Origin of the sequence: Granulicella aggregans (assembly GCF_014203275.1) — a bacterium.
GTDB lineage: Bacteria > Acidobacteriota > Terriglobia > Terriglobales > Acidobacteriaceae > Edaphobacter.
Genome location: NZ_JACHIP010000005.1, coordinates 583,115 through 599,382, shown reverse-complemented (window position 1 = coordinate 599,382; position 16,268 = coordinate 583,115). Strand labels below are relative to the sequence as shown.

The following is a 16,268-nucleotide window of genomic DNA, read 5'->3' as shown; positions in this document are numbered from 1 at the left end:
CACGATAGATCTCCTCGCATCCACGATCGCTCCAGCCGGCCTCACGCCCATCCGAGCGGGATACGTTCTCAGCAGTCTAGAGCGAGCTCCGGCCCCTCCGTGTGAACCTCGCTCGATTGCAGACCATTCAGGATTAGCGTCAGGATGTACGGCTTGGCCGTTCCTACTGCTACAGGCAAGTATGATTTATCAGAGGCAATTGGCATGGCTCAAGGTATAGATGGAACATCGGCCGTCCCAGTTTTAGCGGCGAAGCCGCATCTCCTCATCGTGGATGATGACAGGGAGCTCTGTCAGCTGATCGCCCAATATCTCGGCGACGAAGGGTTTCTCTCGACTGCAGTTCATTCAGGAATGGCGGGTGAAAGGGCAGCAATCTCGGGCGACTTCCAACTCATCGTGCTGGACGTCATGCTCCCGGACCGGAAGGGATTCGATGTTCTGCGCGAACTCAGGAAGCAGATCACGACGCCGGTTCTGATGCTGACCGCGAGGGGCGATGAATTTGACCGCATCTTTGGCTTGGAACTTGGCGCGGATGACTATTTGGCGAAACCCTTCAGCCCTCGCGAGCTGGTCGCGCGCATCTCGGCCATCCTGCGTAGATCCGGCTGGCAGTCGAAGGAGAGCACTTCTCACCGGCCACCAGTTCTTGTTTCGGGCAATCTTGAGTTGGATATGGGCAATCGAGTCGTAAAGAAAGATGGACTCGATGTCAGGTTGACCTCCGCTGAATTCGATTTGCTGCGGCAATTTCTCGATTCGGCCGGCAAAGTCCTTACTCGCGAGATGCTTGTAGAGCGCGTACTTGAACGAAAGTTTTCACCGTTCGATCGGAGCATCGACCTGCATATAAGCAATCTACGCAGGAAGCTCGGTCCACAGAAGGACGGAACGGAACGAATACGCAGCGTGCGCGGAAGTGGATATCTCTACGCTTGGCCAGCTGCAGAATCGTTAGCCAGTCCCGACAGCCAGTAAAGCCCGCAGTGAAGGCGGGAGCAGGCCAGGGCACTCATCGAGCAAGCACGACAGCCAAACACAAACTTGTCGTTCTATGGGGCGTTCCTGGAGCTCACGTCAAAATGAGCCATCGCTCGGCGTCCACCCTCGCAGCCGCCCGGGAGGCCAGCGATTCATCAAACATTGAGGATATATACAGTCACACTGTATATTAGCTACGTGCGAAGGAGATTTCTGTGTCTCTTGAAATGAATAAAGCAGTCGTCCGACGGTTCAATCTGCAGGTCATACAAGAAGGAAATGAGGAAGTCTTCAGGGAGTTGATGGCGGATGGATTCATCAACCACTCTGCTCCCAAAGGGATGTCGAGCGGACCTGATGGCATGTGGCACACTTTTCAAAACATCCTCAGGCCAGCCTTGTCTGATCTCCGTGTTGTCATTCATGACCAGATTGCCGAGGGAGATAAGGTCACGACTCGCAAGACGATCAGCGGGGTCCATGAAGCAACATTGCTTGGGGCTGCCGCCACCGGGAAAGCGATTGCTATCGATGTAATTGACATCGTGAGGCTCGCCAATGGGCAATATGTCGAACACTGGGGACTCAACACCCTGGGATCGTTGATCGCGAGCCTCAAGCTGGCGTAGAAGGCGCCCTCGCTGGAGCTCTATCGAGGAGTCGCTCGAGGGTGTCTATGGCCGCGATGACGTGGCCCAATTCCTCGGTGGTACAGGTTTGCAGGAGACCCCCGATCCAGAGGGCGCGGGTGCGTTGCTCCTGCCGCACGAGAGAGCGACCCTTGCTTGTAATGCTCACGATCTGATTTCTCCGATCTTGAGGGTCTGTCTTCTTTAAGGCAGTTTTCTCTATCAGTAGCTGCTCGATGACCAGACGCATACTCTGATGCTTCACCGAGCGACGATCCGCCAAAGTGGCAATACTTGCCGGTCCACCATTGTCGAGGAGCCATAGCGTCTCAAGTTGAGCGGTGGTGGGCGTCCCTGTCTGATCGCGAGTGACACGCACCCATTGGCTTAGGATTCTTCGAAGGCGTTCTGCTGTTCCAAGCATGTTCATCGATACGCTTCGCTTAGAAGTGAGAAATTGCATAGCAAAAGTCTAACGGATCCCACCGCGAGTGGATCTCCTGACGCGTACGAGAAACGTATTCATCGGCGTCGATTTCATAGACTATTGAATGGACAGCGACACTGTATGATGGCGTTTGTTGAGTCGCTCCAAGACTTCGATTGGATAGAGCCGCTGTCCCACGCTTCTATAGGAGCAATTCTCCTCGCGACCGGTGACTGTGCTCTCTCAGGCGCAGTCGTTCGTTTCAACCCTCTCACCTGATCCGCATTCCAAGGAGACGTCGATGCCGTTTGCACGTATTGATTTACTAAAGGGTAAGACCGCCGAGTACCGCGCCACTTTGGCTGACATCGTTTATAAGGGAATTGTCGATGTCCTGAAGGCGCCCGATGGTGATCGCTTCATCGTCATCAACGAACAGACACCAGACAATCTGATCTACGACCTCAAGTTTCTCGGGTGGGATAGATCGACTGACTTCCTCTTGATTCAGGTGACCAGCACCGTTGGGAACAATAAGGAATCAAAGCTTGCCTTCTTCCGGTTTATCGCCGACGAATTGAAGAGCAAACTCTCCGTCCGCCCTGATGACATCATGATCAACATGGTCTTCGTCGACCGCTCTGATTGGTCATTTGGCAACGGTGAGCCATGGGTCTAACGACGATGAGGCGTCGTTGCATAAATGTTCGCGCGCCGTCGACCGCAATAGAGTTTTTGCCACATGCCTTTGCCATCCATTCATGGAAACGTTTCGGGATCCTGTCATCTGATTTCCATAACCGGGTTGCGTGGCAGGCATTGTGGAAATTGCGCAGTGAAAAGTTCGGTGTCGTCGCCCTAGTTACGATCCCCCGGAGACTCGTCGTGGACGTTGCGCGTTAAGCAACCCGGGGGAAGATCGGCAACGGATCGATCTGGAACTGCTGGGAGATGGCATAGCGGGAATGGTCTACGAAGTGCGATGATCCAATAAAAATCGAGACTCGGGATTCGCCGACAAATGCCGATAGGTAATCGTGGGCTTGTACACGAGAACGTTGGAGATTGCTGGTCGAGCGGTTCCTGACCGCCGCACTCTGTGCACCCGCATGGGGCTGCTCATAGTGATTGCGGGCTTTGGCAGACCTTCTCTCGCACTCGATCCTTCGAAGAAGATCGACCAGTACGCACACGACTCGTGGAACTCGCGCCGTGACTTCCCCGGTGAGGCCATCTACCAGGTAGTCCAAACCGGCGACGGCTACCTGTGGCTGAGAACGGCGGCGAGTCTGATTCGCTTCGATGGGGTGAGCTTCGTTCCGATGGACGGTGCGGTGGGAACGGAACCAGTCAAGGCTGTTTCGCTCAACGCTGAGGGCAATCTTCTCGTTCGAACGACTTCGCGAACCGAGATCTATGCGAACCGGAAGTTTACCGACCTGTTGCCACCCGCTCCGCTGCCAGACGGCGATATTTCGACCATCTTCCCAACAACGGCGAATGAAGTCCTGCTCGGCTCGGACGACTTTGTCTACCTGCTTCGGCCCGGCGGGGTCCGTCTGGAGAAGAGCAAGGTGGGGTGGATCAGGGCGTTTCTTCGCGATAACAAGGGAAAGCTTTGGATCGGAGGCGAACGAGGGCTTTATTCGTATAGCGATGGCAAGGTGACCCCGCTCGAGCTCGGTCACGGGACGTTCAAGGTGAGCGCCCTGCTCGAAGATCGTCAGCACCGGATATGGCTCGGAACAAGCCTGGGGCTCTACCGGTTGGGAGAAGACGGAAGATCGCTGGAGATACCAGCCTTCGGGAATTCGTTGGGAAAGGTAAATGCTCTGCTCGAGGACCGGAACGGAAATCTCTGGGTCGGAACCGATGCCGCCGGGGTCTTCCGTGTCTCCGCGCAGGGAAGCAACCTGTCGTTTTACGCAGCCGAGGACGGGTTGAACGATGGCAAGGTCTTGTCCCTGCTGGAAGACCGCGAAGGCAGCGTCTGGGTGGGCACAGCGAATGGGCTGGATCGGTTTCGCGACGCAAAGTTCACACCTTTTGGTACGAAGGAGTACCTGCCGTCGGGTGAGACGCAAACCATTCTTGGATCGAGGGACGGCAGCATCTATATCTACTGCGAAAACGGGGGACTGGCCCGCCTCATGAATGGCACCGTCGAGGTTCTCAGTCAGGCAGAGCAAGCATCGACTTTCTATGGTCACGCGATGTTCGAGAGTAAGAACGGGACTGTCTGGGTAGCCACCACCAAGGGGCTGCTGCAGTCCCAAGGGGGAACTCTCAGGCTTTATCCCGCTCCGGCGCGACTAGAAAATACTTTTGTCTCGGCGATCAACGAGGACGATGAAGGGCTGATTGTCGCGACCGACGAAACGGTTGTTCTTCGTTATGACAACAACCGCGTGAGTCCGTGGCGCTTTCAGGGGCAGTTGACTCCGTTGTCGACTCCGGGGAACTTCACGTTTTCGATTTATCGGGATCCTTCTGGAACACTCTGGTTTGGCACGGTGAAGGGACTCTTCAAGTTCACGTCCGGCGAAGCTGTGGAGAGGTCGCGCCAGCCTCAGATCGACTTCGCCGTCACCTCAATCTCGCCTGACGGCCGTGGCAATCTCTGGCTTGGCGGCCGTACCCCGGGCATCACCCGGTTCCGGATGCGGGATGGGGAGGTCACGCACTACACCCGGCAAGATGGGCTCTTCGATGTCTATCCGACAGCCGCACTTCCGGATGGACTCGGAAGCCTTTGGATCAGCACCTCCGATGGTATCTATCGGGTGAGTGAACAGGACCTCCAAGACTTTGCAGATGGGCATGTATCTCAGGTCACAACCAGCCTCTACGGAGTCGCGGACGGAATGGTCTCACGGGAGGCCAGCTCCCCGACGACAACTCCGGGAGGGTGGCGTGCGCCGGACGGGCGCTTATGGTTCTCGACAGCGAAAGGACTGGTGTCTTTGGATCCCGGGAAGGACGAGAAGAATCATGAGGTTCCGCCGGTGATCATCGAGGACGTTCAGGTGAATAACCGCACCTATTCGGCGGAGGTGCCGTTCGAGGTCGATCCCGGGCCAGACAATGTTGCCGTTCACTACACCGCGTTAAGCTTCTTGGTTCCAGCCCGGGTCCGGTTCAAATACCAGCTGGAAGGCTATGACCAGGAGTGGGTGGATGCGGGCACTAGCCGAACCGCGCACTACACCAAGTTGCCTCCAGGCCAATATCGCTTCCATGTCATCGCATGCAATAACGATGGCGTGTGGAACGAGCAGGGCGACACGATCGACTTCTATCTGCGCCCGCACTTCTACCAGACCCGGTGGTTCTCCGGGCTCTGCGTTCTGATTGCGATGCTGATTGCTGTCGCGGGACAACGACTTTACAGCCAGCGACTGCGTCGCCGGGCGGAGGAGCTTCACGAACTGGTCGAGCAGCGTACCAGCAACCTGAAGGCGGAGATTCTTGAGCGTCAGCGAGCGGAACAGGCTGCCGAAGCTGCCAATCGATCCAAGAGCGAGTTCCTCGCGAACATGAGCCATGAGATTCGAACGCCGCTCAACGGGGTCATCGGGATGACCGACCTGTTGCTCGACACCGAACTGAGCGACGACCAGAGAGACTGCCTGGAGACGGTGAAGTTCTCGGGTGATTCTCTGCTTACGGTTATCAATGACATACTCGATTTCTCGAAGATCGAGGCCGGAAAGATCGATCTGGAGATTATCGATTTCAATCTGCACAACTGCCTGGAAGAGGCTCTGAAGCCATTCACGCTTCGCGCCGAAGAAAACGGTCTTGAACTGCTCTGCGACATTGCCCCAGATGTTCCCGAGGTCGTCTGCGGAGACGCGGGACGACTGCGGCAGATCATCCTCAACCTGGTAAGCAACGCCGTCAAGTTCACGAGTCGAGGACAGGTGGCCCTACATGTGGAGGTCGATCCTGGGGCTTCGCCCCTGCAGTTGCTGCGCTTCACGATTGCGGACACCGGCATCGGTATCCCGGCGGAGAAGCTGCAATCCATCTTCTCTCCGTTCACTCAGGCCGATACCTCAACGACCCGCAAGTACGGCGGCACGGGTCTCGGCTTAACAATCTCGTCTCGTCTCGTCACGATGATGGGAGGCACCGTCTGGGTAGAGAGCGAAGTCGGACGCGGTTCAAGGTTCTGCTTCACTGCACGTTTAGGGCCGCCGAGTACATCGCACCACTTCAAGGAGTTACAGACAGCCGTCGATATCCTTCAAGGCGTTCGCATTCTGGTCGTCGATGACAACGAGACCAATCGAAAGATCCTGCAGCGAACTCTACGCCATTGGAACGCGGAACCCGCATGCGTTGAGTGCGGCGAAGAAGCATTGGCGGCGATGCAGGCAGCTAGTCAGAACGGGAAGCCCTATCAGGTTGTGGTGACCGACATGAATATGCCGGAGATGGACGGGCTTACGTTGACGGAGCAGATACGAAGCATGCCGCCAATCGCCTCGACTGCGGTCATCATGCTCACCTCCGGAGGGCGTCCCACGGACAAGGAGCGTTCCATCGAACTCGGGATCGTCTCCTACCTTCATAAGCCCGCTCGAAGAAATGAGCTGCTCGCCGCGCTGATGGCAGCCTGCGGATATCGTCCCGACAGCAGCATAACTTCCGGGACCGCTGCAGGCTTGTCACGCGGTGTGGAGCTGCGCATCCTGTTGGCCGAAGACAATCAGGTCAACCAGGCCGTAGCTACCAGGCTCCTGCACAAGATGGGCCACACCTTCGCAATCGCGAACAATGGGAAAGAAGCGCTCTCTCTGCTGACAACTCGAACCTTCGATCTCGTGCTGATGGATATCCAGATGCCCGAGATGGATGGCATCGAGGCGACGTCAAGAATTCGTCAGGAAGAGCGCGGCACCTCGAACCACATTCCCGTCATTGCCATGACGGCCCATGCGATGAAGGGCGACCGTGAGCGGTGCCTGGCGGCAGGCATGGATGAGTATGTGTCGAAACCTATCAACGCCTCGAAGCTGGAACTAGCGATAGCGACGGTGATCAGGCAGCGGAACCCCGCCAGAACTGCAGACCCGTCTGAACTGGCATCGTCAATGCGCCAGGGCGCTCCAGAGATGGCAGCCGTTTCGTGGGATCGAGATAAGGTGCTCGAGAACCTGGGCGGCGATGAGGACCTCTTCCGCCAGGTGATCGAGATCTTCATGGAGGAGGCACCCAAGCATCTCGCGGAGTTACGGGTAGCTATGGTTGAACGTGATGCAAAAGCCATCGAGAAGACGGCCCATAGTTTGAAAGGGGAGCTCGGTTATTTCGCGGTTCCAGAGATATTGCGCGCGGCACGAGAGTTGGAAGAGAAGGGAGCTCTCCCGGAGTGGGGTGGGGTGGTGGAGCTGATCGACTTGCTCGATGCCAGAGTCTCCGAACTTCTCGGAGCGATTCGAGCATCCTCTGAACTGCCGGCGGAGGCGAGATGAGCGAACCTGCGGAGTGGGAACTCGTCTCCCTGAATCAGGACCAGCCAGGGGAAGCTTGCAATCTTGTCCTGATTGCCGAGGACGATGTCATGTTCCGCAAGATCCTGCAAACATGGCTGGAGAGCTGGGGATACAAGGTGATGATTGCCGTCGACGGAGGCCAAGCATGGGAGATGCTGCAAGGCGAGGTCGCGCCCCATCTGCTGATCCTCGACTGGATGATGCCTAAGCTGAACGGAGTGGAGGTGTGCCGATTGCTCCGGGCGCGAAACCATTCGCCTTACCAGTACGTCCTGCTGGTGACGGCGAAAGACGGTACCACGGACCTGGTAGCCGGACTGGAAGCAGGAGCAGATGACTACCTTTCCAAGCCGTTCAACAAGAATGAGCTTCGGGCTCGACTGAGGACTGGCCGTCGAATCTTGACTCTCCAGGCGGATCAGTTGAAAGCTCATGACAAGCTTCAGTACCAGGCGACGCATGACGGTCTTACCGGGGTCTGGAATAGGAACGCAATCCTCGACATTCTGGGCCGGGAATTTGAACGTTCGAGCCGCAGCCATTCTTCGATGGGCGTCGTGATCCTGGACCTCGATCACTTCAAGAAAGTTAACGACACTCACGGCCATCCTGCGGGCGACTTAGTTCTGAGGGAGGCCGTGGGGCGGATACAGGAGGCACTGCGAAGCTATGACTTCGTCGGACGCTACGGCGGAGAAGAGTTCCTGATCGTAATTCCGGACTGCAGTGAGGTCCAGGTCGAGCGCTGCGCCGAACGCGTGAGGCTGAGAATAGCCGCCGAACCGGTCTACTTCAACGGAGTGGAAATTCCCGTGACTGCCAGTCTCGGCGTGGCCGTCACGAGTTCGCTGCCCAGCACTCCGAAAGAGGCCCTGGAGGCGGCGGATACAGCTTTGTATAGCGCCAAGAACGGTGGTCGAAACAGGGTGGTTCTCGCGCTCGCCGCGTAGTGTCCTCTACTCGTTCCTCAAGCGTTTCCGATGACCGCCGATACAGGAAATGTGAGATTAGACGATCGGTTGAAGAGCTTCCTTGTGGTCGCGCTTGCATTGGCCTTCAGCGTCGCGTTCTCCGCGCCTGCGCAGGTGCTCGATAAATACGACGTGCAACTCCATGGGTATGCGACGCAAGGCTTCCTATACAGCACCCAGAACAATATCTACACGACCGACTCCAGTGATGTCAGCCCGAGATGGACCGACGCCGTCGTCAACATAGGCGCTATACCCTCGGCAAAGATACGCGTCGGGGCGCAGGTCCGTTATTTCCTCTTTGGCAACTACAGTAACGGTGTCAGCCTGGACTGGGCGCAGGTTGACTACAGGGTCAATCAACACTTCGGCGTTCGCGCGGGCAAGGTGAAGACGCCCTCCAGCCTCTACAACGAAGTTCAGGATATCGATCCGGCCTACATCTGGTCTTTGCTGCCGCCGAGCGTCTATCCCGTCTCCAGTCGCAACTCCTTTCTCTCTCACGTTGGAGGGGTAGCCTACGGCAATGTGCAGGTAGGGGACGGTCTCGGCAAGCTGGAGTACCGTGCTTGGGGAGGCCGCCAAAAGATTGGGCCCAGCGACGGAATCTTCGTAATCTACCGGGAGCTAGGATTGGACTTGCCAGAAGGATTGCGTGGTGGCTACTTCGGAGGGACTCTTCGTTGGAAGACGCCCATCTCCGGCTTGCTGGTGGGTGCGGCGGATACCTGGAAGAGTGACTGGCAGAGCAAGGTGGTCCTTATAAACGCGGCGCTCACCGGAAAGGAAACGGTCCGCGCCTTCAACTTGCCGAACTACTTTCTCAGTTATAGCCATGGCAAGTTTGAAGCAGCGGCAGAGTGCACCCGTGTGCACCCAGTGATCCTGGACGCGTTTCCCGGGTTATCGCCGATCACCATTCGTGTGGACACGAGGGCCTGGTACGTACTGGGGAGTTACAAGGTGACGAAGAAACTCGGCACCGGTCTCTATTTCAGCGAGCAAGTAGATCATGCGGCCCTTCTGGGCAATCCGGCCCGCTTCTCCAAGGACTGGGCGCTGGCCGCTCGCTATGACTTCAATCAATACCTGTATTTGAAGGCGGAACAACATTTCATCGACGGCACCGCAATCGTCTACGACACAGAACTCAACCCGCGCGGCCTAAAACCTGACACCCGCCTCACCATCCTGAAGATTGGCGTCAGCTTTTAGGCGAAAGGAGAATGCTCCCATGAACGGATTCCGGACGCTTCTTTTCGCTGTAGCCGGGTTTCTGTTGCACAGCACGCACGGCTTGTCGCAAGTGATCGTGATCGCCAACGCGAGTGTGAGGTCTTCAAGCGCCTCGAAGGCAGATCTACGAGAAGTCTTCTCCGGTACCTCGTCTACCTTGAGAGACGGCACGCGTGTCGTTCCGGTCTTCCATCGCCCGGGCCCTGTTCAGGACGAGTTTGTCGCCACTTATCTCGGCAAGTCGGACGCGGCCTTTCGTGCAGCCTGGCGGAGCCTGGTGTTTTCGGGACAAGCCAATATGCCCAGATCTCTAGACTCGGACAGCGCGGTGGTTGCCTACGTCGCGCGAACCCCCGGGTCTATTGGCTACATCGAAAGCAAGAGCTCCCACGAGAGCGTCAAGGTACTGGCGGTCCAATAATTCATCGGGTCCAAAACTCTTTGCGAATAGGTGGAGATCGGCTGTCATGAATCGATGAGTCGCGCGTGTTTCTATGGGTTGAGTGGAACCCGATGAATAGTATTCGTTGGGTAATGACGATTACTTCCATCCTCCTCCAAGGGCGGCGTAAACCTGCACGAGGGATGCGGCTTCCTGTTGCTGCGCCTGTGCAAGGAGGAGCTGCGTGGAGTAGAGGTCGGTGTCGGTGGTGAGGACTTCGAGATAGCTGGTGTTTCCGCCGGAGTAACGCAGGCGGGCAAGGCGGACGGCGTCGGCTGCCGACTTGACCTGTTCGGCCTGCTCTTCGCGATGCTTGCGGGTCTCTGTGTAAGAGACGAGAGAGTTCGAGGCATCCTTGAGGGAGTTGAGAATGGTCTTCCGGTATTCGAGGAGCATCTCCTGTTGTTGGGCCTGCGAGAGATGGTAATTGCTGCGAATGCGGCCGCCATCGAAGATGGGCTGCGAGAGCGAGCCGGCGGCGTACCAGTAAGCGTTGCCGGTGGTGGCGATGGCGTTGAGCTGATTGCTGGCCGCGCCACCGAGGCTGGTGAGCGATATCTGCGGAAAGAACTGCGCGCGGGCTACGCCGATGCGGGCGTTGGCGGCGATGAGCTTCGCTTCGGCCTGCTGGACATCGGGACGGCGCTCGAGGAGCTCTGAAGGGACGCCGACGGGGATCTGTTCCGGATGGGGTTGCTCGTCGACGGAGAGTCCGCGCTCGATGGCTTCGGGGTTGTGGCCGAGCAGGACACTGAGGGTGTTCTCTTCGATGGCGATCTGACGTCGTAGGTCGGGGAGGTTAGCTTGAGCGGCGTGGAGAAGTTCTTCGGCCTGGCGGACGTCGGCTAGCGAGCCTGCGCCGTGTTGTTCGAGCGTCTGGGTTAGTTTGAGGGAGTCCTGGCGAGCCTTGATGGTGTTCTGGGTGATGGCGAGTTGGGCATCGAGGCTGCGGAGATTGAAGTAGGACTCGGCAACAGTCTGGATGAGGGTGACGCGGGTGGCGCGTTGACCCCAGTGGCTGGCGAGAAGTTCGGCTCTGGCGGCTTCGCTCTGGCGGCGATATAGACCCCAGAAGTCGAGGTTCCACGAGGCGTTGGCGCTGGGGCCGCCGCCGCGGTCGAAGGAGTTGCCGGGGGTGCCGTCGGCTTTGGTTCCGGCAAGGCCGACAGGAAGCTGGAGTGCGCTATAGCTCGCGCCGGCGTTGACGGAGGGCAGTTGCTGCGAACGAGCGATGCCGACCTGAGCTTGCGATTCGAGCACGCGCTGGGCGGCGATGCGGAGGTCGAGATTGTTGGCGAGCGCCTGTTTGATGAGGCTCTGCAACGTGGTGTCCTGAAAGACTGTGGGCCATTGCTCGTCGGCGATGGAGGGCGCGGACGATGTGGCGGCGACATCAGGTGTGACGCTGGGTGCAAGCGATTGGCGATAGCTGCCGGGGATGTCGAGCACGGGGCGCTTGTAGTCAGGGCCGGCCTTGCAGCCGACGATCAGAAGGACGAGCGCGCCGAGGATGGCTCCGCCGATGATTTGCCCGGTGCGTTTTGCGATGTGGATTGCAGACATTTGAAGACCTTCCTTTACTGGCAGCGATTGCGTTCTGGCAGCAATTGCAATCAGCGAACTTCTACTTCCTGGCCGTCGTGAAGGAGATCGCTGGGGCTGGCTACGAGGGTGTCGTTAGCGCCGACGCCGCGAAGAATCTCTACCTGAACTCCGAGGTCGCGACCGATGGTGACGGGGACGAAGTGGAGCTTGCGATCTGCTGCGACGGTGACGACGTGCATGCCGCTGTGGTCGATGACGAGCGAGCTGGTGGGAATGATGAGCGCGGTGCGCGGCTCGGCGAGCGTGAACTTTACCTGCGCATACATGCCGGGGAGGAGCGAGCCGTCGCGGTTGTCGAGCTGGACCTCGGTGAGCATGGTGCGAGCGGCGCTATCGAGCGAGCCGGCGCTGCGAATGACAGTGCCGGTGTACTCGCGACCGAGGCGTTCTTTCACATCAATAACAGCCTTCTGGCCGTCTGCGATGTTGACGGCGTCGGACTGCGGGACATCGATCTGAATGCGCAGCGAGCCGCTTTGCGCGATGTTGAAGAGCGGCTTGCCGACTGCGGAGCTGCCGGTGGTGACGAGGTCGCCGCGTTCGACGTTGCGGGCGGTGATGATGCCATCGAAGGGAGCGACGATGCGCTCGAAGCTTTGCATCTGGAGGAGACGGGCAACGTTGGCTTGGTTGGCGGTGACGTTGGCCTGGGCCGCAGTGATGTTGGCTTCGGCCGCGGTTACATCGGCGGTACGTGCATTGTGGGCCTGAACGGCTTCATCGACGATCTGCTGGGAGATGGCGTGCTCTTGTCCGAGCGGAAGGTCACGCTCCTTGGTAAGGCGGGTTAGTTCGGCGTTGGCCTTAGCTTGCTCTAGCGCGGCCTTTGCCTGTTGCAATGACGCGTCGGATTGAGCGAGTGTCGCGCGGGCCTGGAGAAGCTGTTGATCGACCTCTGGTGAGGAGATCACTGCGAGGACCTCGCCGGCCTTTACCTTGGAGCCGATGTCCACGGTGCGGCGTTCGAGGTAGCCCTCGGTGCGGGCGTAGACGGCGGCGGTGTAGAGAGGCTCGATGTTGCCGGGTAGAAGCAGCGTCGATGTGGGCTCGCCGGTCTTTGCGTGAAGCGTGGTGACGACGGGATGCGTGACGGGCGATTCGCGCATGGCAGCGAGGGCTTCCTTCTGCCGCGCAAGACGTGGCAGCGTGCCGACAGCTACAAGAGCGATGATGAGCACGGCTGCTCCAGCGATGCGGACGATGGTGCCGGAGGCAGTCTTCGATTGCTGCGTCGGAGTGGTTTCAGTCTGCTGTGTCATAGGGCCTCCTGTGGCGTGGCGGCATCTCTGCCGTGAATCAGGGTGAACATCAAGGGGACAAAGAAGAGCGTCGCGAAGGTGGCGACGCTGAGGCCACCGATGACCGCGCGTGCGAGTGGAGCGTTCTGCTCGCCGCCTTCGCCAATGCCGAGCGCCATGGGCAGCATGCCGATGATCATGGCGAACGCCGTCATGATGATGGGGCGCAGGCGGGTGTATCCGGCGGTGACCGCAGCCTCAAGTGGGGCGACGCCGGTGGCGCGAAGCTCGTTGGCGAAGGTGACCAGGAGGATCGAGTTCGCGGTGGCCACACCGATGGACATGATCGCGCCCATGAGGCTGGGCACGTTGAATGTTGTCTGGGTAAGGAAGAGCGCCCATACGATGCCGGTGAAGGCTCCGGGAAGAGCGCAGATGATGATGAAGGGATCGAGCCAGCTCTGGTAGTTGACGACCATCAGCAGGTAGACCAGCAGCGCCGCGAAGGCGAGGCCGAGGCCGAGGCGGTTGAAGGCTTCGTTCATGCTTTCGACCTGGCCGCGGACGACGATCTTCGTGCCTGGAGGCAAGCTCTTGCGTTCTTCGGTAACGATGCGATTGATCTTCGCGGCGACTGAGCCGAGGTCGTCGTCCTGCGTGTTGGCGTAAATGTCGAAGACCGGCGCGCCGTTGTGGTGATTGATGACGACAGGCATGACGGCTGGGGAGAGCGTCGCCATGTTGCCGAGGATCTCCGTCCGGTTGGTGAGCGTGTGGATGGGGATGGGCGTGTTGCGCAGAGCGTTGATGGAGTCGATGTTGTACTGCGGTGTCTGCGCGGCCACGGTGTAGGTGATACCCATCTTGGGGTCGAGCCAGAAATTTGGCTGCACTGCCGCGCTCGAACTCAACGAGATGTACAAGCTGTTGGCTACGTCCTGTTGCGTTAGCCCGAATTGCGCGGCACGGACGCGATCGATATCAAGGTGAAGGTCCGGAGCGTTGACGACCTGGTGCATGTGAACATCGACCGCACCAGGTACGGTGGCGACGCGCTCGCGCAGACGGCGGGCGATCTCGTAGTTGGCGGGATCGTAGCCTTGTATCTGTACGTCGATGGGAGCAGGCAGACCAAAGTTCAGGATCTGCGTGACCATGTCGGCGGGCTGGAAGAAAAACGTGAGGTCGGGGAACTGCTTCTGCAGTTGCGACCGCATCTGCTTCATGTACTTCTCGGTCGGGCCGTGGTGCTTGGGGTTCAGCGCGATGAGGACTTCACCGTCGGCGCTGCTGATGGTTGCGCCATCACCGAAGGCGTAGTTGAAGGTCTCGGGTGTGAGGCCAATGTTGTCCATGATGAGCTCAACTTCATCGGGCGGAATGATGGTGCGGATCTGGTCTTCGACCTGGCTGAAGAGGACCTTGGTGCTCTCGATGCGGGTTCCGGGCTGGGCGCGGATGTGCAGCTTGATCTGGCCGGCGTCGACGGCAGGGAAGAAGTCACGGCCAACGAACGGCAGCAGAAGGAACGCGGTGGACATGATGGCGAGCGACGCGATCAGCGCGGGCTTGCGGTGTGCGAGCAGGTACTGCAATGAGCGGGTGTAGCGCTCCTGCACCCAGAAGTAGCCTTCGTTGAAGCGGTCGTTGATGCGGCCGAAGAAGGAGCGCCTTGCGGGCACGCCGGCTTCGAAGTCAGTCTCGCCCTCGAAGTTATGCTCAGCGCCTAGCATGAAGTTCACGAGCACGGGGACCAGAGTCCTCGAAAGAACATACGACGCGAGCATGGCGAAGACGACGGCGAGCGCCATGGGCGTAAAGAGGAACTTCGCAGGGCCAGTAAGAAAGACGACCGAGACGAAGACGATGCAGATGGTGAGTGTCGATACGAGCGTTGGCGTTGCGATCTCGGATGCGCCAATGAGCACGGCCTCTTTGAGCGGCTGCTTGCCCATGTGCCGATGGATGTTCTCGATGGTGACGGTGGCATCGTCCACGAGGATGCCGATAGCGAGAGCTAGGCCGCCTAGCGTCATGGTGTTCATCGTCTCGCCCAGGGCGCTGAGGACGATGATGGAGCTGAGGATCGAGAGTGGGATCGAGATGGCAATGATGAGCGTGCTGCGCCAGCTTCCGAGGAAGAGCAGGATCATCAGTGCAGTGAGGCTGGCGGCGATGACGCCCTCGCGAAGTACGCCGACGATGGATGCCTTGACGAAGATGGACTGGTCGAAGAGTTCAGTAATCTTCAGACCCTTGGGCGCGGCGGCACGTGAGCCTGGGAGGACATCGTTTTTGATCTGGTTGACGATGTCTAGTGTCGAGACGGAGCCGGTCTTCATGATGGTGAGCAGAGCGGCCGGCTTGCCGTTGGCGCGGGCTACATTCCGCTGAACCGACCAGCCATCGCGAACATGTGCAACGTCACGCATGTAGACGAGCTTGCCATCGACTGTTTTGATGGGCACATCGTTCAACATCAGCGCATCGGTGGGACTTGAGTTTGTGCTGACGGTGTACTCGCTGGTGCCGACCTTCGCTGTTCCTGATGGAAGGGTGACGTTTTGCGCATTGATCGCAGCAGTGACATCGATGGGAGTGATGCCCTTTGCGAGCAGAGCGTTCTGGTCTAGGTCGACCATGATCTGACGAGCGACACCGCCGTAGGGCGTGGGCAGAAGCGTGCCGGGAACGGTAGTCAACTGCTGGCGAACGCGGAAGAGACCGTAGTCATAGATCTCGGATTCAGAGAGGGTGTCACTTGATAGCGAGAGCTGGATGATAGGCACGGTCGAAGCGCTGAAACGCAGGATCCACGGGGGATTTACACCGGGTGGCATGCGGAAGCGGATGGAGTTGACGGCTGCTCCGACCTGCGACATGGCGGCGTCGATGCGAACCTGCGGCTGGAAGGAGATCTTGATGACGCTTGCGCCATTAACGGTCTGCGAGTCGATGGACTTAACGTCGTTGACGACGGCCATGACGAACTCGCTGAAGGTGGTGACGCGCTGCTCCATCTCCTTTGCGGGCAAGCCGGAGTAGGACCAGATGACCGTGACCACTGGAATATCGATGTTCGGAAAGATGTCCGTCGGCGTAGTGGCAATCGACGAGAGGCCGAGCACAACAATCAGGATGGACGCTACGATGAAGGTGTAAGGTTTATTGAGCGCAAGTCGTACGATCCACATATCGGTCTCTCCAGCATTCGCTACGAAGGGTCAGCGTATAC

The 16,268-nt window shown here is 58.5% G+C and carries 10 protein-coding genes; 7 read left to right on the top strand and 3 right to left on the bottom strand.

The genetic code is table 11. The annotated features are described in order from the left end of the window. Positions 1–204 precede the first annotated feature (204 nt). The 7 genes from HDF16_RS19515 (at position 205) to HDF16_RS19485 (ending at position 10,169) form a co-directional block, all read left to right on the top strand. The gene (locus HDF16_RS19515; RefSeq protein WP_184220497.1) at positions 205–981 is read left to right on the top strand and encodes a response regulator transcription factor; all 777 of its coding nucleotides are present in this window, start codon (positions 205–207) and stop codon (positions 979–981) included. Between the two features lie 218 nt (positions 982–1,199). Beyond that, a complete protein-coding gene (locus HDF16_RS19510) occupies positions 1,200–1,613 on the top strand; it encodes an ester cyclase (protein ID WP_221312899.1) in 414 nt (137 codons plus the stop codon). A 728-nt stretch (positions 1,614–2,341) separates the two neighbouring features. Beyond that, the gene (locus HDF16_RS19505; RefSeq protein ID WP_184220494.1) at positions 2,342–2,719 is read left to right on the top strand and encodes a tautomerase family protein; all 378 of its coding nucleotides are present in this window, start codon (positions 2,342–2,344) and stop codon (positions 2,717–2,719) included. A gap of 379 nt (positions 2,720–3,098) precedes the next feature. After that, positions 3,099–7,520 carry a hybrid sensor histidine kinase/response regulator gene (locus tag HDF16_RS19500; protein WP_184220491.1) on the top strand — a complete coding sequence of 1,474 codons (4,422 nt, stop codon included), beginning with the start codon at positions 3,099–3,101 and terminating at the stop codon, positions 7,518–7,520. Continuing rightward, positions 7,517–8,491: a GGDEF domain-containing protein gene (locus HDF16_RS19495; protein ID WP_184220488.1), complete on the top strand. Its 975-nt coding sequence runs from the start codon at positions 7,517–7,519 to the stop codon at positions 8,489–8,491. The genes HDF16_RS19500 and HDF16_RS19495 overlap by 4 nt, the downstream gene beginning before the upstream one ends. 51 nt (positions 8,492–8,542) lie before the next feature. Next, complete coding sequence (locus HDF16_RS19490; protein WP_184220485.1) at positions 8,543–9,727, top strand: hypothetical protein; 1,185 nt, start codon at positions 8,543–8,545, stop codon at positions 9,725–9,727. A 19-nt stretch (positions 9,728–9,746) separates the two neighbouring features. Next, positions 9,747–10,169, top strand: a complete 423-nt coding sequence (locus HDF16_RS19485; RefSeq protein WP_184220482.1) for a hypothetical protein — start codon at positions 9,747–9,749, stop codon at positions 10,167–10,169. A gap of 120 nt (positions 10,170–10,289) precedes the next feature. On the opposite strand, the gene HDF16_RS19480 is transcribed toward HDF16_RS19485, so the two are convergent. The 3 genes from HDF16_RS19480 to HDF16_RS19470 are packed head-to-tail and all read right to left on the bottom strand — an operon-like array spanning position 10,290 to position 16,227. Next, a complete protein-coding gene (locus HDF16_RS19480) occupies positions 10,290–11,753 on the bottom strand; it encodes an efflux transporter outer membrane subunit (RefSeq protein WP_184220480.1) in 1,464 nt (487 codons plus the stop codon). Between the two features lie 50 nt (positions 11,754–11,803). Then, positions 11,804–13,054 (bottom strand): efflux RND transporter periplasmic adaptor subunit, encoded by a 1,251-nt coding sequence (locus HDF16_RS19475; RefSeq protein WP_184220477.1) that lies wholly within the window; start codon positions 13,052–13,054, stop codon positions 11,804–11,806. Beyond that, on the bottom strand, positions 13,051–16,227 hold the full coding sequence (locus HDF16_RS19470; RefSeq protein WP_184220474.1) for an efflux RND transporter permease subunit: 3,177 nt from the start codon (positions 16,225–16,227) through the stop codon (positions 13,051–13,053). Before HDF16_RS19470 ends, HDF16_RS19475 begins: the two co-directional genes overlap by 4 nt. Positions 16,228–16,268: the final 41 nt, after the last annotated feature.

What these genes read in the sequence shown, in the direction of transcription:
- HDF16_RS19515 (WP_184220497.1), top strand. Translation starts at nt 205, where the DNA reads ATGGCTCAAGGTATAGATGGAACATCGGCCGTCCCAGTTTTAGCGGCG.
- HDF16_RS19505 (WP_184220494.1), top strand. Translation starts at nt 2,342, where the DNA reads ATGCCGTTTGCACGTATTGATTTACTAAAGGGTAAGACCGCCGAGTAC.
- HDF16_RS19495 (WP_184220488.1), top strand. Translation starts at nt 7,517, where the DNA reads ATGAGCGAACCTGCGGAGTGGGAACTCGTCTCCCTGAATCAGGACCAG.
- HDF16_RS19485 (WP_184220482.1), top strand. Translation starts at nt 9,747, where the DNA reads ATGAACGGATTCCGGACGCTTCTTTTCGCTGTAGCCGGGTTTCTGTTG.
- HDF16_RS19480 (WP_184220480.1), bottom strand. Translation starts at nt 11,753, where the DNA reads ATGTCTGCAATCCACATCGCAAAACGCACCGGGCAAATCATCGGCGGA.
- HDF16_RS19475 (WP_184220477.1), bottom strand. Translation starts at nt 13,054, where the DNA reads ATGACACAGCAGACTGAAACCACTCCGACGCAGCAATCGAAGACTGCC.
- HDF16_RS19470 (WP_184220474.1), bottom strand. Translation starts at nt 16,227, where the DNA reads ATGTGGATCGTACGACTTGCGCTCAATAAACCTTACACCTTCATCGTA.